This is a genomic window from Pseudodesulfovibrio nedwellii (assembly GCF_027923765.1).
GTDB lineage: Bacteria > Desulfobacterota > Desulfovibrionia > Desulfovibrionales > Desulfovibrionaceae > Pseudodesulfovibrio > Pseudodesulfovibrio nedwellii.
The window spans coordinates 1,218,331-1,235,276 of sequence record NZ_AP026709.1 but is presented as its reverse complement, the minus strand read 5'-3'; the positions used below and the strand labels follow the sequence as shown (position 1 = coordinate 1,235,276).

Here is a 16,946-nt window from a genome sequence, read left to right as displayed (position 1 = left end):
TCCTATTTGTAACGGTCAAGGATGGCTTGAAAACGGCCATCCTTGCGCATGGTTTCGATTTCTTTGTTGAAAGCGGCGATGAATTTGGAGTGGTCGCTCTTCCGTGTGAAAGCGAAGCGGAAAGGAGCGTTTTCAAGCGGTTTCTTCGCAAAGTAAAATTCAGCCTCACGAAGGTTCGGAGATTTGCGGATGATCCATTTTGCCACATGGCGGTTGGTGAGAATGGCATCCACGTGGCCTCGCGAAAGCATGAGCAGAAGATTTTTTGTATTGTGAGCATCGTGTCTTTGGAGACTACCGCAAGCGAATAGCTTTTTGAGTGCTGGATAGGAAAAACCGTGAACTACACCAATGCTCATGCCTGTCAGTGATTGCGTGACTCGAGTCTGATCTCCATTCCTGAAAATAAGTGTGTCTTCCGAGATGACGACCGGGGCTGTCCAGTCGAATTGATTTGGTTCGGCAACCCATTCCTGAGCTTTGGGATAGACATCCACGATGCCTTCACGAAGATTCATGAGGCTGCGTTTTTCCGGGTAATGGACGATTTTTATCGTACAACCTGCACATTGTGCGGCTTCTCGTAAGGTGTCGATCATGATTCCTCGGGCCTCACCATATCTGTCGGCAGGGATCATGAAGGGGGGCCAACCAGCACGGGTGATGGTAAGAATTAGCTCGTTTAGAGGTTCTTTTGAGGCTCCAATTCCAGCGTTTGGCAACGTAATTGTAAGAAAAAAAAGAAGTAGTATGACAAATGGTGCTTTTTTGAACATGACCGCCCAGCGTGGAGAATAAACGATTTTTGTTGATGTCTATATAAGGCATTATGAACTTTGTCGTCCACAACTAATTGAATTTATGTAATTCAATTGGATATATGTGCATACATTTGCCTTTTTTCATGGCTTCGATTACGATTTCTAGACAAAGTCGAGAAATGATCCTGGCTCCAGTTGGGGGCTGCACGGAGGGATTATGCGTCACCTTATAGCTTTTTTCGTGCTTCTGGCCATGCTCGCAATGGCCGGTTGTGGCTCGCTGAATCCTTATCCGAAGCATGTGTATTCCACGCCGTCTTCGGGAAAGGACGGCGCTGTGTCGCCAAGGTATGATCCCAAGACTAATCCTTATACTGTCATGGGGAAGACATACTATCCGCTCAAGACCGCCCATGGGTATGACGAAGTTGGGATGGCTTCCTGGTATGGCAAGGATTTTCATGGAAAGAAGACGGCCAACGGATATATATACAATATGTATGGGGTGACTGCGGCCCACAAGATTTTGCCATTGGGAACACAGGTTCGTGTGACGAATCTCGAGAATAATCGAAGTGTCGTTCTTGTTATTAATGACCGAGGGCCATTTGTGCATGGACGTATTCTTGATCTTTCCTATGGTGCAGCCAAGAAACTCGGTACTGTGGACCGGGGGGTTGCTAAAGTTCGGATTACGGCTGTAGGAACGGTACCCGGGGCAACGACTCGGATTGCTGCCTCGTCTGCAAAGCAGTACCATGTAAGGGTGGGGGCTTTTGCAAATAGAGGGAATGCAGAAAGAGTGCATCGGGATCTTGTGGCCAGCGGTTTTGGTAATGCTCAAATTAGAACGATTACGCGGAATGGCCGTGTGCTGCATGTCGTGCAGGCAGGGACTTTTTCCAATCGGGATAAGGCTGAGCAGGTGTTGGAGAAATTGAAAGACGACTTTCCTACCAGCTATATTATCAGCTAACCCACAGAGAAAGACGTTTCGGATAGTCTATTTTATGGAAAAAGTTACGCTATACGGTGCTTTTTGACTTCCCATAACCATTTCGAGCGTGTATAAACCGTCGAAATGAACAACGTGTCACTTGTTTAAGACATCAAATAAACCACTTGTAGGAGTTTTTTATGACCAAAGCTGAACTCGTAGCAAAGATTGCTGAAAAGAACGGTACTTCCAAAGCACAGGCCGAAGCTTCCATGAACGCCATTCTCGACATCATCCAGGACGAGCTGGCCGCTGGCAACAAGTTGACCCTGACCGGCTTCGGTACCTTCAGTGTCAGCGAAAGAAAAGCACGCACTGGCCGCAATCCCCGCACTGGCGCAGAAATCAAGATTCCTGCCACCAAGGTCGCCCAGTTCAAGCCCGGTAAGGTCCTCAAGGACGCCGTCAAGTAGCTGCGATTAAAGAGGTATGTAAAAGCCCCTCCGGTCTGACCGGAGGGGCTTTTTTGTGTTCTGATTTTGTCAAAAAAATGGTTCCCCGACTGTGGGTAGTCGGGGAACCTACATAGAGGCCATATCATTGGGAGGAAGCGGGGTAGTGAGCTTCTATGGATTGCGGTCCTTACCTTCTGAGAGCCTCATGTAATCTTAGTTTACGGTTATTTCTTCTTGCTGTTGTCTGCCAGAACTTCGGACACGTGCCTGACTTTGATTTTTGAGCCGCGGGTCTTTAGTCCACCGCGTAACTGCATGATGCAACCGGGGCAATCTGTGAGGAGCGTGGTGGCACCGGTTTCTTCAACATTGGTGAGTTTTTTGTTCAGCAGTTCGGCAGAGAGTTCCGGGAACTTCATGGAGAAAGTGCCGCCAAATCCGCAGCAGACTTCTTCTTCGGCGCATTCCACGTATTCCATACCGCCCTTTTCGATGAGCTGACGCGGTGCGTCATGCACTTCAAGACCTCGGCAGAGGTGGCATGGCGCGTGGTATGTGGCCTTTTCCTTGCTTTCATTGAAATCGACTTTCTTTACCTTGAGAACGTCGTTCACAAAAGAGGAGTAGTCGATAATCTTGTCGGCAAAGGCGTCTGCTCTATATTTGAGAGCGGGTCTGTCCATTACCAGTTTAGGGTAGTTATGTTTGAGGTGGGCCGCACAGGAGGCACACAAGGTAATGATATAGTCATAGGCATCAGGCTCGAAAGCGCGAAGGTTCTGCTTGGCGACATCGCGGGATGCTTCCATTTCACCCATCATCTGAACTGGCAGACCGCAACAGGACTGTTCCATGGGGTATTCCATGCTCACGTTGTTGGCGGCAAAGAGTTCAACAGCAGCCTGCATTTGTTCAGGATAAACGAAGTCCTGCACGCAACCGGAGAACAGTGCAACCCTGAGTTTGGGTTTCTTTACTTCCGGGCGGTTGTCTTTCCACCAGTCGCGGAATGGTTTTTCAGCAATAGTCGGCAGAGCACGGAAGCTGTGTTCCTTGGAGAAGATCATGGGCAGATGGCGGATAAATCCGTCTTTTTCAGCCACGGGCTTTTGGCCCCATTTGGCAGTGCGAAGCAGAGTATGGAACAACTTGCGGTTTCTGAGAACTTTGCTCAGCAGGACGCTCGGAAGCGGATGACCGTCTTCATCTTGAATACGGGCATGGATTTCTTTGATGAGTCGGGGCAGATCAATGCCGCCAGCACAGACGTCCTTGCATGCTTCACAGTTAATGCAGTTCTGGACGAGGTTTTTGGCCTTGTCTTTGCCGTGGAAGAAGTATGTCAGGATTAGGCCAATGGCACCGATATAGATGTGGCCCATCTTGTGACCACCAACCAGTCGGTAAACCGGACAGACGTTGGCACAGGCACCACAGCGGACACAACGGTTAACCTGTGAGAACAAGGAGTCCTTGAGTAATTCGGAGCGGCCATTGTCCAATATGACGTAGTGGATTTCTTTTTTACCGTCTTCAGCGGAAAGACATTCGTTGGCGCCGGTGATCCAGGTGACGTACGATGTGATCTGCTGACCGGTGGCATTGCGTGGCAGCGCTTTCAGGATGCGTAGGGCATCGTGAAGGTTCGGCAGAAGTTTGTCGATACCCATGAGCGCGACGTGCACGCGGGGCAGGGTGGACACTAGGCGGGCGTTACCCTCGTTGGTAACCAGACCAATACCGCCGGTTTCGGCCACGGCGAAGTTGGCGCCGGTGATGCCCATGTCTGCTTCGACGTATTTTTGTCTGAGTTCTCGGCGGGCTACTTTGACCAACTTTTCGATCTCAGCATCCTGCTTCGAGCCGGTGACTTCGGTGAAGAGATCGCCAACCTGATAGCGGGACAGGTGAATGGCAGGCATAACCATGTGAGACGGGCCTTCATGGCGCAACTGAATGATCCATTCACCAAGGTCTGTTTCAGTGACCTCAAGGCCAGCGTCTTCCAGATCATGGTTGAGCAGAGTTTCCTCTGCTGTCATGGATTTTGATTTAACTATCTTTTTACAGTCGGAGTCTTTGGCGATTTGGGCGATGATCTGGTTGGCCTCGTCGCCGGTTTTGGCAAAGTGAACGTGGATGCCAGCGGCCTCTGCATTTTCTTTGAATTCTTTGTAGAGAGCTTCGAAATTTTCACCGGCTGCGTCTTTGGAACAGGCGATGTCGTCGATCAGGCTGCGTACATCCATGCCTTTGAAGGCGTTGGCTCGTCCGGCTTTGTAGGCCACGGCAAAATTATCAAGAGTCGTGCGCAGGAATTCATTGTCCAGAGACTCTTGTAATTCCTTACGGTATTCTTTCAGGTTGTCAGCTTTCTGCATTATTGGTCCTCCAGAATAAGGATATGGAGTTCAAGGGGACCGTGCACGCCAAGGGCAAGCACGCGTTCGATGTCTGCGGTGCGGCTGGCACCAGTGATGAAGGCAAGATAGTTCGGTGTTTTTTTCATCCGGGTGAGCATCATTTTTTCTACGCCGTAGGTATTCGCACGAATCTTGGATTTCGGAACGACACAGACGTGGTATTCGCTGACCATGGTGGCAAGACGGAGTTCTTCACTCGGGCAGTCGACCATCATGGTGCCGGTGTCGGCAATGCCGTATTCGGCAATGGTAAAACCGATGTCGATGCCAGCAAGATGCTTGCGCATACCGGAATCAATACAGTCGAAACCGGATTTCTTGGATTTGGCGGCCAGCGTTTCGTACAAATCGCTTTTCAGGCCCGGGGCGGCGATGACTTTGGTTTGCTTCGCATCACACAAAGTTTCAGCTTTTTCAGAAAGATCGGCTTCGCAACCGCTGGCTAGAAGCTGACATGCTTCTTTTTTATCACACAGGTTGATGACGTAATCGACGGCAGCTTCTTCGCTGTCGATATTCGTCACGAACGCGGAAACGAGTTCCGCTTTTTCCACAAACGTTTGATACAATGTATCCTTGGATGACATGGTATCCACCTCCAGATTGATTCGACCAAGGGCCAATGGCTCCCGCAACAGGTCGTTACTGATTAATTCACAAAATTCTTTGTTTCGCGTGCAATGGCGAGTTCTTCGTTGGTCGGGATAACCCAGACTTCGATAGAACTGTCTTCTGTACTGATTTTTAATGGTTCTGCAGCTCGCTGTGCATTGTTCATCTGATCGATCTTTACACCGAAGCACTCAAGGCCTTTCAATGATTCGCGGCGCACGATATAGTCGTTTTCACCAATCCCGGCGGTGAAAATTATGGCGTCGACATGGCCCAGAACAGCCATGTAACTGCCGATGTATTTACGGTTTCTGTAGGTTTGGACATCCAGAGCGAGTTTGGCCTTTTCATCGCCCATTTCAATGGCCGCGTGGATGTCGCGCATGTCGTTCATGCCGCACAATCCCTTGAGGCCGGATTCTTTATTGAGCATTCGATCAACATCTTCGGATGTCATATTGCGGGTTCGTGCCAGCAAGGCGTGCAGGGCCGGGTCCACATCGCCGGAACGTGTGCCCATGACAAGACCTTCCAGCGGGGTGATGCCCATGGATGTGTCGATTGCTTTACCTTCCTTGGTGGCGGTCATTGAACAACCGTTACCAAGGTGTACTGTGATGCAGTTGAATTCTTCGAAAGACTTGCCGATTATCCGGGCTGCTTCCTTGGCAATAAAACCGTGGGAAGTGCCGTGGAAGCCATAGCGACGGATACGCATCTCATCATACAATTCATAAGGGAGTGCGTACATATATGCTTTGGGCGGCAATGTCTGGTGATATGCGGTGTCCATGACAACCACCTGTGGAACGTCGGCGAAGAGGTGTCGAGCCACGCGGATACCGGCCAGATGACCGGGGTTGTGGAGTGGAGCCAGCGGAATAATCTTTTCCAGTTCTTCCACAACTGCATCATCTACCAAAGTCGGTTCATGCAGTTTTTCGCCGCCATGCACGATCCTGTGCCCGATGGCTGCGATTTCGCTTTTGTCTTTGACGACACCATTTTCGCCACAAATGAGATCAATGGCGAGCGTCATACCAACTTCATGATCAGAGATCGGCTGTTCCAGTTTGATTTTTTTAGCATCCTCGGTGTCGGGTGCTATCCTGTGTGTTAGGCGACCCACTTCTTCTCCGATGCGCTCCACGAGACCCGTGCAGAGAACGGATTCGTTGTTCATGTCGAGCAACTGATATTTGATGGATGAGCTGCCTGAATTGATGACGAGTACTTTCATTTATTCACCTTTTTCGGCTTGAGCCTGGATGGCGGTAATTGCAACGGTGTTTACGACGTCCGGCACGGTACAACCGCGAGACAGGTCGTTGACCGGCTTATTGAGTCCTTGAAGAATTGGGCCGATTGCAACGGCGTTGGCGGCACGCTGCACTGCCTTGTATGTATTGTTGCCGGTGTTCAGGTCGGGGAAGACAAAGACTGTGGCCCGTCCGGCGACATCGGATTCCGGCAGTTTGACCTTGGCGACTTCCGGGTCCACGGCGGCATCGTACTGAAGTGGTCCCTCAATGGGGAAGTCCAGTCCGCGTCCTTCGATAAGGGTCTTGGCAATGCGTGTGGCCTCAGTGACTTTTTCAACGTCTTCGCCTTTGCCGGAGGAACCAGTAGAGTAACTCAGCATGGCGACTCTCGGTGTGACACCGAAGATCTTGGCGGTTTCAGCGGCACTGATAGCGATTTCCGCCAACTGGCGGGCATCGGGGTTGGGATTTACAGCACAGTCGCCGTATACCAGTACGCGGTCCTTGAGGCACATGAGGAAGACCGAGGAGACAATGGAGCTGCCCGGTTTGGTCTTCACGAATTCAAAGGCAGGACGGATAGTTTGGGCTGTCGTTGTGACGGAACCAGCCACCATGCCGTCGGCGAACCCTTTATGGACCATCATAGTGCCAAAATAGGTCGGGTCGGACATGCGGTCCCAGGCAACTTCGGCGATGACGCCTTTGTGCTTGCGCAGTTCGAGGTATTCTTCGGCAAAGGAGTCGAGCAGTTCGGATTCTGCGGGGTTGATAATGGTAGCGCCGGAGATGTCCACACCGAACTTGGAAGCCTTATCGCGAATTTCATCTTCACGACCAAGCAGAATGATTTCAGCCACACCGCGCCTGAGCAGGATGTCGGCGGCGCGCAGGATGCGTTCGCCAGTTCCTTCAGGCAGGACAATGCGTTGCTTGTTGCGAGAAGCTTTGTCGAACAGGGAGTATTCGAACATTTTGGGCGTGACTCGCGTAGACCGTTTTTCGACCAGACGGTCACGAAGTTCTTGCACGTTTACATGCTGGGTAAAGCCGCCAAGTGCAGTGGCAATGCGTTGGTGGTCGTTAGCCTCAATGCGGCCATACAACCGGTTGAGTTCCTGAACGTTCTGGTAGGTGTGTCCCTTGACCGAGAGGACTGGGACAGGAACTCCTGTCCAACCTTCGATGAGTTTGTGAACGTTGGCAGAGACATCCAGGCCTCCAGTCAGCACGATACCTGCTATGTCAGGATAGGAACTGGAGAGTCGGGATGCGAGGCTGGACAGAATGATATCCGACCTATCTCCCGGTGTGATGATCAAGCTGCCTGGTTTGATGTATTGCAAAAAGTTGCCGATCTGCATGGCCGCGATCACGTAATTATCTACCAGAGTCTGCATGCCGCTGTGGCCGTAAAGGATGTCAGCGTCGAGCCACCGTTTGACGTCACCGATGCTTGGTTTGCCAAGGGCTTCATTCTCAGGGATGACGTATAGCGGCATGTGCTCACCGTTTCGGTCACATTCAATGGTGCCACACATCTCATCGGTCATGCCTTCGGGAGCGCGGTTAACCACGCAGGCGATGAAATCCACACCTTTTTCGGACAAGGTATCCAGAGTGGACTGAGTGATGTTGGCCACTTCGTCCGGGTTCTTGTCTCGGCCGGAAGTGATCACGAGCATGGGCGAGCCAATGTTGGCCGCGATGTCGGCGTTGAGGTCGAATTCGAAGGCCGGGTCTTTGCCCTTGAAGTCGGTACCTTCGCAGAGAACGAAGTCGTACTCTTCTTCTAGTGATTTATATTTGTTCAGAATATTCTCAAGAACAAGCGCGTGCTGACCTGAGTTGATCAGCTCACGCGCTTGTTTGAGAGTATACGCGTAGGTGTCGCGATAAGGGATGGACATCTTGAAGTGATCGATCATCAAAGCGATGTCGTGGTCTTTGTTTCCCTCACCCGGGTCATTGATGATGGGGCGGAAGATGGCGACGTTGTGCAGTTCTCTGAGGAGCATTTGCATGACGCCCAGAACTACGGCTGATTTGCCACTTCTTTCTTCCGTCGCGCTCACATACAGGTTTTTGGACATGGTTGGTTCCTTGTTACCTATCCGTTTGTTATTAAAGGCTTTCGGCGTAGAGTTCGATGACGTGTTTTACGTCCATCTTCGCGTTCTTCTGGGAGAGCATGTCAGTGATCTGGAGCATGCACGCAGGACAACTGGTTGCGGCGGTTTGTACGCCAGCTGCCATGATGTTGTCCGCTTTGCGGCTGCCGATCTTTTTGGACACGTCGTAATGAGCTATATTGAAGCTTCCGCCGCAACCGCAGCAGGTACCGGCTTCCGCCATTTCCTTGAAGTCGCATCCCGCAGCCTGAATGATTTTTCTGGGCTGCGCGGTGACGCCGAGGGAGTTTTTTAGGTGGCAGGGGTCGTGGTAGGTAACGCCTCGGCCTCCTTTGATTTCCTTGGGTTCTACCCCGAGAATATTCACCAGGAATTGGCTGATGTCCAGAGTCTTCTTTTCCAACTGTTCAAGGTCGTATTTCAGGGCAGAACTGCCACTGTACATACGAGGCCATAATTCTTTGATGGTGGCGGTACATGTGGCGCAACCAGTGACGAGGTAATCGAATTCACCTGACTGGAGTCGTTCCATGTTGATGCCGACCAGAGTATCAAAGGTATCGGTGTCACCGCTGGACAATGCCGGGATGCCACAGCATGCCTGCCCCGAGGGCATGAATACCCCCACGCCGTGGTGGTCGAGTACCTTGAGGATGGCTTCGCCCACATGGGGGAAGATCTTGTCAATAACGCAGCCTACATAGAAGGCTACCTTGATGCCTGATTTTCCGGCAGGTGTATCTAATTCCGGCACGATTTTGTGCAGAGGCTTGGAGGCCAGAGTGTTGAAGTGGCGGTCGCCGATAATCGGTGCATTGAACCGCGCACAGCTTGAGCCAAGCATGTCGTCCACCTTTTTGGTGAACAGTCCCTGGAACTTTGCTCCCATGCCGGTCAGTGTGTTGAACAGCTTGGGGTTTTTAAGCATGCCACGGAATATGGCTTTTTTCGTTGTGGATAGTCCGAAGTAGCCGGTCATGATGGCGCGTGCCTTCAGGAAAATATCCATGACGGATACGCCGGACGGGCAGTTAGCCTGACAGGTACCGCAGAGCAGGCAGCGGTTGAGCTTTTCGTTGACGCCTTCCGGGTCTTTGAACATCTCGTTGGCAAGCCCCTCCAACAGGGCGAGCTTGCCGCGGGTGACGTCAGTTTCACGACCACTTTGGGCGAAGACCGGGCAAACAGCCTGGCACATGCCGCATTTCATGCAGCCGACCAGCTGGTCGTCCAGCTCCTTGAACATTTGTGCGAGTTTATTGATATCAGCCATGACTGCCCCCTAGGACCTGGGACCGACAATCTTGCCGGGGTTGAGGATACCCTTGGGGTCGAGAACAGACTTCATGCGACGGGCGTATTCCAGTGTGCCTCGAGATGTTTCCTGCTCCAGATATTTGGCTTTAGCCAGGCCGATGCCATGTTCGCCGGACAGTGTGCCGCCCATGGCGAGCGCTTTGTCGAAGATCATGTCGATGCCCTTTTCCACACGTTCCCATTCCTTCTTGTCGCGTTTGTCGGTCAGAATGGTGGGATGCAGATTGCCGTCTCCGGCGTGACCGAAAGTACCGATGGTCAGGTCGAGCTTTTTGGAGATGTCTTCAAGTGCTTCGATCATGGCCGGAATTTTGGAACGTGGCACGGTGGCGTCTTCCAACACACAGGTGGGCTTGAGCTTGGCCAATGCGGGCAGAGCATCGCGACGGGCCTGCCAGACAGCATCACGTTCGGCAGCGTCTTTGGCGACCTTGAGTTCAGTTGCACCGTTGGCTTTGCAAATTTTTTCAACCATGGCGGCTTCGTCTTCCACCTGTGCGGGGTGGCCGTCCACTTCAATGAGCAACAGGGCTGCAGCATCGACCGGCAGTCCTGCGCCTCGGAAGTTTTCAACTGCTCGGATGGTGAAGTTGTCCATCATCTCAAGGGTGGCAGGGACGATTTTGTTGGCGATGATTGCGGCGACTGTTTCGGAAGCGGCTTTCATGGAGGGGAAAATCGCCATCATGGATCTGGCGGCGGCGACAGGTGGAATGAGTTTGAGAATGATTTTGTCGAATACGCCCAGAGTACCTTCGGAAGCGATCATCAGGCCAGCCAAGTTGTAACCGGTGACGCATTTGACGGTGCGGGAACCTGATTTGATCATTTCGCCGTTGACGTCCCAGAAGTCCACACCCATGACATAGTCTTTGGTTACGCCGTATTTGAGGCCGCGCAGACCGCCTGCGTTTTCGGCAACGTTACCACCGAGGGTGGAGACTGCTTGGCTACCCGGATCCGGAGGGTAGAAAAGGCCACGTTTGGCGACTTCGGCTGCAAATTGGGCAGTGACGACACCGGGTTCAACCACAGCATACATGTCTTCTTCATTGATTTCGAGAATGCGGTTCAGGCCGTTGGTCAGAACCACGACACCACCGGGATGGGGGATGGTTCCACCTGAAAGATTTGTACCGGCACCGCGAACGGTCAGGGGCAGGCCGTTATCGTTACATAGTTTGGTGACAGCTCCGAGTGTTTCGCTGTCTTCGGGGCGGACAACGAGTGCGGGCATGACGGAGTCAAGCACGGCTGCATCGTAGGAATAGGCGTGACGGTCAGTCTCGCTGGTCATAACTTTGTCGGCACCGGCTATGGCTTCGAACTCTTTGACAATGGCATCTTTGGTCATGAGTGACTCCTGAAAATATTTGTATGCTCGGGTTGAATGTCGAGCTTATAGCGTATTGTTATTTGTTCTCACAGTAACAGTAAGTCGTGTTGTGAAACGGGAGGCGGGCATTAATCCCGCCCCCCTTTTTATAGCATAACTTAGAACAGATTCGGCAGGAATACGAAGCTCATCAAAGAGGCGACGATTCCGACGACCAGACCGTACAGCAGGAAGGGCCATACGGTCCGCTTCAGGATCTGACCTTCCATGCCGGACAGACCAACAACCGCGCAGACTGCGACGATGTTATGGATGCAGATCATGTTGCCCATACCGCCACCGACAGCCTGAGCGGCTACGATGATCTGGCGAGGCAGATCAAGCTGGGTTGCAACGCCCCACTGGAATTCAGCGAACAGAAGGTCAGAGACAGTGTTGGAGCCGGTAATGAAGGCTCCCAGACCGCCGACGTAAGAGGCGAACATTGGCCATGCGTTGCCGGTGATGTTTGCAACTGCTTCTGCCATTGCCAAAGGCATGGAGGGGTAGTTGTTGGGGTTCAAAGCGGCATCAGTGATACCGGAACCGCGGAAGATGGACACCAGTGCGACCGCTGCGAACAGAGCGATGGTGGGGTTCTTCATGGTGACAATGGCCTGAGACCATGCGGCCTTAACTTTGGTGCCGGGCATACCGTGAATCATGACGGTCAGTAGGGCGACCAAAACGAACGGGATGGAACCGGGCAGGTAGAGGTATTTGATGGAAGCGTTGACACTTTCATAGCCGAGAATGGCGCTGAATTTGATAGCCTGTGCGGCAAGGAAGCCCTTAAGGCCAAGCTCAGGAATACGGGTGACAACGAGGATTGCGCCGATGAGGATGTAAGGCAACCATGCCTTGAACTGGCTCATGTGTGGCTTGAACTCGGTGGAACCACCGGAAACGGAACCGGTCCATTCCGGGTCCCACTTGTCAGAAGGACCGAAGTCCCAGGTTGTTTTGGGGACACAGAAACCGGCTTTGGCACCAGCAATGATGATACCGAGACCAACAAGGCCACCGATCAGGGACGGGAATTCAGGACCGACGTTCCATGCGAAGAACAGGTAAGGCACGGTGAAGGCAACGGCTGCGAACATGCAGAATTTCCATGCGGCCAAACCGGGCTTCCAGCTCCGTTCGGGACCGAAATAACGGGTCACGAAACCGAGCATAAAGACAGGCAGGATGAAGATCATGCCGAGGTGCATGAGGGTCGCCCATTGGCCGACGAGTGCGATGAAGTCGCCCTGGTTGGCAAAGTTGACGCCTGGGGCTCCGGTGGCCACTGCATCGGCAACGCCGGGAGCAAGATATTTCAGGCCAAGGATGACAGGAGTACCGACTGCACCAAAGGTGACAGGGAAGGAGTTGAAAACTAAACAGACAATTGCTGCGGCCAGAGGCGGGAAGCCCAAGGAGAGCAACAGCGGAGCGGCCAGAGCTGCGGGGGTACCGAAGCCGGCTGCACCTTCAAGGAAGGCTGCGAACATGTAACCAATGATAATGGCCTGGATACGGCGGTCAGGCGAGATGTTCTGCATCCCGTACTGAATGGTTTCCATGCCGCCCGACTGCTGAAGCGTCCGTAAGATCAAAATGGCACCGAAGACGATAATTAGGATGCCGATTGCCGTCACAAACCCCTGAAGAGTTAGTGCGGCAACGTATTTCATGGGGAGACCCCAGACAATGACAGCCCCGGCGGCTGCGGTGAGCCATGCCAGAGGCATGGCTTTGGTGGCAGGCCAACGCAGGCCGACCATGAGAACGAGTGCAACCAGAATAGGCAGCAGTGCGATTAATGCAAGCACTTCCAATGACATTATGAATTCCTCCTAAAGCGTGAGAGGGGTCCCTCACCGTGTTGAAACAAATACGCGGGGCGGATTAGGCTAAGCCTCCGCAACAACTCCGCCCCGCGTAAACATCTATTGTCTATCTGCCGTCATCACAGGGTTCCCCAGAACCCGGGCTTTCAGCAGAAATACCGGCGTCACACGTTGTTCCGTCTTCTTCCTCAACCTTGCTGAAGTCAGCGTCGGCCAGGTGAGTCAGGATTGTGTAGCGGTCGGCATAGTCTTTCTCGATTTGTGCACGGAATGCCTTTGACAGTTCCGGGTGGAAGCGTTCCAGCATGGCGTAGCGGTTTTCGCCGGACATGAATTCCTGCAAGGAACCGTCGGGAGCCTTGGACTCCAGTATGAACGGATTCTTGTTTTCGGAAACCAGTTCGGGGTTGTAGCGATAGAGCGGCCAGTAACCGGAATCTACGGCCAACTTTTGTTCGAGCTGGGTTTTGCCCATGCCCTTCTTGATGCCCTGGTTGATGCAGGGGGCGTAACAGATGATTAGGGACGGTCCGTTGTAGGCTTCGGCCTCACGGAATGCCTTCATCATCTGCTGTTTGTCAGCTCCCATGGCGACCGAAGCGACGTAAACGTAGCCGTAAGTCATTGCCATGCGACCGAGGTCTTTTTTGCCAGTGCCTTTACCGGCAGCGGCAAACTTGGCGATGGATCCGAGCGGGGTTGCCTTGGAGGACTGTCCGCCGGTGTTGGAGTAAACTTCAGTATCCATGACAAGGATGTTGACGTCCTTGCCGGAAGCTATGACGTGGTCAACGCCGCCGAAGCCGATGTCGTAGGCCCAACCGTCACCACCGAAGATCCAGACGGATTTCTTGGTGAACAGGTCGGCGTCTGCGGCGATGGACTTCAGGGTCTCGTCAGTAGAGTCTTTCAGAGCGGCCTTGAGGACGTCGCCTGCTTCAGTGGAAGCGGTTGCGTCGTCTTTGGCTGCGAGCCATGCTTCGATGGCGGTTTTGGCATCGCCGGAAGTGGTCTCAACAGCGGCTTCGCATTTGGCGATCAGTGTTTCGCGGCGGTTATTGACACCCATTTCGATGCCGAAACCGAATTCAGCTGCGTCTTCGAACAGGGAGTTGCCCCATGCCGGGCCGTGGCCTTCAGCATTGGTGCAGTATGGTGTGGACGGCGCGGATGCACCCCAGATGGAGGAGCAACCCGTGGCGTTGGCGATGATCATGCGTTCGCCGAAGAGCTGGGTTAGCACCTTGACGTACGGGGTTTCGCCGCAACCAGCACATGCACCGGAGAATTCCATGAGGGACTGACGGAACTGGCTGCCCTTGACGGAGTCGCGTTTGAAGGCTTCCTTGAAGGACAAGGTCTCGGCGAAGTCCCAGTTGGGGACCTGCTCGTCAAGCTGGGTGGCGATGGGCTTCATGACCAGCGCCTTATCCTTGGCAGGGCAGATGTCGGCGCAGTTGCCGCAACCCAGGCAGTCCTGAGCAGCGACCTGCAAGCGGTACTGCATGCCTTTCACGTCTTTGCCCTTGGCATCGATGGTGCCGAAGCCCGCCGGAGCGTTCGTCATTTCAGCATCATCGGCAATGACCGGGCGCAAAGCGGAGTGCGGGCAAACGAATGCACATTGGTTACACTGAATGCAGTTGTCAGCGATCCATTCGGGGACGTTGATGGCAACGCCACGTTTTTCGTATTTGGCGGTGGACAGCGGCATGGTTCCGTCAACGGAGAAGGCGGAAACCGGCAGGTCGTCACCTTTCTGGGCCAGAACCGGACGCATGACGTTTTTCACGTAATCGGGTTCGTTGACTTCGATTGCGGCGTCGTCAGACAGGTCAGCCCACGCTGTGGGAACCGGTATCTCGACGATGGCGTCGATAGCGTTGTCCACGGCTGCGTTGTTCATGTTGACGATCTTGTCGCCTTTTTTGCCGTAGGCGGTTTTGATACCGTCCTTGAGCAGCTTCACGGCTTCGGCGAAGTCGATGACGTCGGCGAGCTTGAAGAAGGCGGTCTGCATGATCATGTTGATGCGTCCGCCGAGGCCGACTTCACCAGCGATCTTGACTGCGTCGACCGTGTAGAATTTTAAGTTTTTCTGAGCAATGGTGCGGCGCATTTCTGCGGGCAGTTCCTTGTCCATGTCTTCGGCGGTCCAAGCACAGTTCAGCACGAAGGTGCCGCCGTCCTTGATTCCGTCCAATACATCATAAAGGTGGACATAGCTCGGATTGTGACAGGCGATGTAATCGGCTGCGGTCACCAGATAGGTGGACTGGATGGGCGCGTTACCGAAACGCAGATGGGAAATGGTGATGCCGCCAGACTTTTTGGAGTCATAGGCGAAGTATCCCTGTGCGTACATATCGGTATTGTCACCGATGATTTTGATTGCCTGCTTGTTGGCTCCGACGGTTCCGTCAGAACCGAGGCCCCAGAATTTGCACTGCACAGTGCCTTTCGGGGTGGTGTCCAGGGCCTCGGTCGTGACAAGGGAGGCAAGGGTGACGTCGTCTTTAATGCCCACGATAAAGTGGGCTTTGGGGGTGGACTCAGTCAGGTTGTCGAAAATAGCTTTGACCATGGCAGGAGTGAACTCCTTGGAACCGAGGCCGTAACGACCAGCAGTAACCACAGGACCTTCGCCTTTTTCCAGGAAGACAGTACAGATGTCCTGGTAAAGGGGGTCGCCCAGTGCGCCGGGTTCTTTGGTACGGTCCAGAACGGACACGACTTTGGCAGTCTCGGGCAACACGGTCAGGAAGTGTTTGGCGGAGAAGGGACGGTACAAGCGGACTTTGATCAGGCCAACTTTTTCGCCCTCGGCAACCAGATGGTTGACCACTTCTTCGATAGTTTCACAGGAAGAGCCCATGGCGATGACGACACGTTCTGCATCAGGAGCACCGACGTAATCAAAGGGCTTGTAGTCGCGACCGGTCAGGGCGGAGACTTTGTTCATGTATTCTTCTACGATCTCGGGGATGACATCATAGTAGTTGTTGGATGCCTCACGACCCTGGAAGTAGATGTCCGGGTTCTGGGCGGTGCCGCGAACGTCTGGGTGTTCCGGGTTCATGGAGCGGGCGCGGAATTCGGCGACCTTGTCCATGTTCAGCAGCGGTTTCATATCGTCGTAGTCAATGACTTCGATTTTCTGAATTTCATGGGAAGTGCGGAAACCGTCGAAGAAGGACAGGAAGGGCACGGACGATTCAATGGTGGCCAGATGGGATACCAATGAAAGGTCCATGACTTCCTGCACGCTCGCTGCAGCAAGCATGGCGAAACCAGTCTGGCGACAAGCCATGACATCCTGGTGGTCGCCAAAGATTGAGAGGGCATGCGCAGCGAGAGCGCGTGCAGAAACATGGAAAACGCTGGGGAGAAGTTCGCCAGCGATCTTATACATATTAGGGATCATGAGCAGGAGGCCCTGCGAGGCTGTGAACGTGGTGGTCAGTGCGCCACCGGCCAGGGAGCCGTGAACAGCGCCTGCGGCACCGGCTTCGGACTGAAGCTGACGGACTTCCACAGTCTGTCCGAAAATATTCTTGCGACCTTGCGCGGCCCATTCGTCGGCGATTTCACCCATGGTGGACGAAGGAGTGATGGGATAAATGGCGGCGGTCTCACTCATTGCGTAGGCCACCCAGGCGGCGGCGGTGTTGCCATCCATTGTTTTCATCTTGGACATAGAGTTTTTCTCCTCTTGATACAGAACTTTTTGATTTTGTTGTTCCGCTCATGGCGGACGCGATGTCTTGAAGTAACTCCTTACTCAACATCCGTGCCAATTAGGCAGAACCGCCTTTTATCACATAAAAACAACATGTT

Annotated in this window: 11 protein-coding genes; 2 read left to right on the top strand and 9 right to left on the bottom strand. The window is 53.2% G+C overall.

Annotation, left to right across the window (positions count from 1 at the left end):
- Window positions 1-2 precede the first annotated feature (2 nt).
- Entirely contained in the window at window positions 3-722 is a 720-nt protein-coding gene (locus tag SYK_RS05970; RefSeq protein WP_281762679.1) for a substrate-binding periplasmic protein, read from the bottom strand.
- A gap of 256 nt (window positions 723-978) precedes the next feature.
- Between SYK_RS05970 and SYK_RS05965 the strand changes: the two genes are divergently transcribed.
- Window positions 979-1,737, top strand: a complete 759-nt coding sequence (locus SYK_RS05965; RefSeq protein ID WP_281762678.1) for a septal ring lytic transglycosylase RlpA family protein — start codon at window positions 979-981, stop codon at window positions 1,735-1,737.
- 161 nt (window positions 1,738-1,898) lie between these two features.
- Window positions 1,899-2,171 (top strand): HU family DNA-binding protein, encoded by a 273-nt coding sequence (locus SYK_RS05960; RefSeq protein ID WP_163810402.1) that lies wholly within the window; start codon window positions 1,899-1,901, stop codon window positions 2,169-2,171.
- Between the two features lie 206 nt (window positions 2,172-2,377).
- Here SYK_RS05960 and ldhH read toward each other — a convergent pair whose 3' ends face one another.
- The 8 genes from ldhH to nifJ all read right to left on the bottom strand — a co-directional run bounded on the left by ldhH (window position 2,378) and on the right by nifJ (window position 16,806).
- Window positions 2,378-4,534, bottom strand: coding sequence for an L-lactate dehydrogenase (quinone) large subunit LdhH (gene ldhH, locus SYK_RS05955; protein ID WP_281762677.1), 2,157 nt, complete (start codon window positions 4,532-4,534; stop codon window positions 2,378-2,380).
- Window positions 4,534-5,163, bottom strand: coding sequence for a LutC/YkgG family protein (locus SYK_RS05950; protein WP_281762676.1), 630 nt, complete (start codon window positions 5,161-5,163; stop codon window positions 4,534-4,536). The genes ldhH and SYK_RS05950 overlap by 1 nt, the downstream gene beginning before the upstream one ends.
- A gap of 62 nt (window positions 5,164-5,225) precedes the next feature.
- Window positions 5,226-6,428: an acetate kinase gene (locus SYK_RS05945; protein WP_281762675.1), complete on the bottom strand. Its 1,203-nt coding sequence runs from the start codon at window positions 6,426-6,428 to the stop codon at window positions 5,226-5,228.
- Window positions 6,429-8,543 carry a phosphate acetyltransferase gene (gene pta, locus SYK_RS05940; protein ID WP_281762674.1) on the bottom strand — a complete coding sequence of 705 codons (2,115 nt, stop codon included), beginning with the start codon at window positions 8,541-8,543 and terminating at the stop codon, window positions 6,429-6,431.
- Window positions 8,544-8,574: 31 nt separating this feature from the next.
- Complete coding sequence (locus tag SYK_RS05935; RefSeq protein WP_281762673.1) at window positions 8,575-9,855, bottom strand: (Fe-S)-binding protein; 1,281 nt, start codon at window positions 9,853-9,855, stop codon at window positions 8,575-8,577.
- 9 nt (window positions 9,856-9,864) lie between these two features.
- Window positions 9,865-11,253, bottom strand: a complete 1,389-nt coding sequence (locus SYK_RS05930; RefSeq protein WP_281762672.1) for an FAD-binding oxidoreductase — start codon at window positions 11,251-11,253, stop codon at window positions 9,865-9,867.
- Between the two features lie 140 nt (window positions 11,254-11,393).
- Window positions 11,394-13,103 (bottom strand): L-lactate permease, encoded by a 1,710-nt coding sequence (locus SYK_RS05925; RefSeq protein ID WP_281762671.1) that lies wholly within the window; start codon window positions 13,101-13,103, stop codon window positions 11,394-11,396.
- Between the two features lie 112 nt (window positions 13,104-13,215).
- Window positions 13,216-16,806: a pyruvate:ferredoxin (flavodoxin) oxidoreductase gene (gene nifJ, locus SYK_RS05920; RefSeq protein ID WP_281762670.1), complete on the bottom strand. Its 3,591-nt coding sequence runs from the start codon at window positions 16,804-16,806 to the stop codon at window positions 13,216-13,218.
- Window positions 16,807-16,946: the final 140 nt, after the last annotated feature.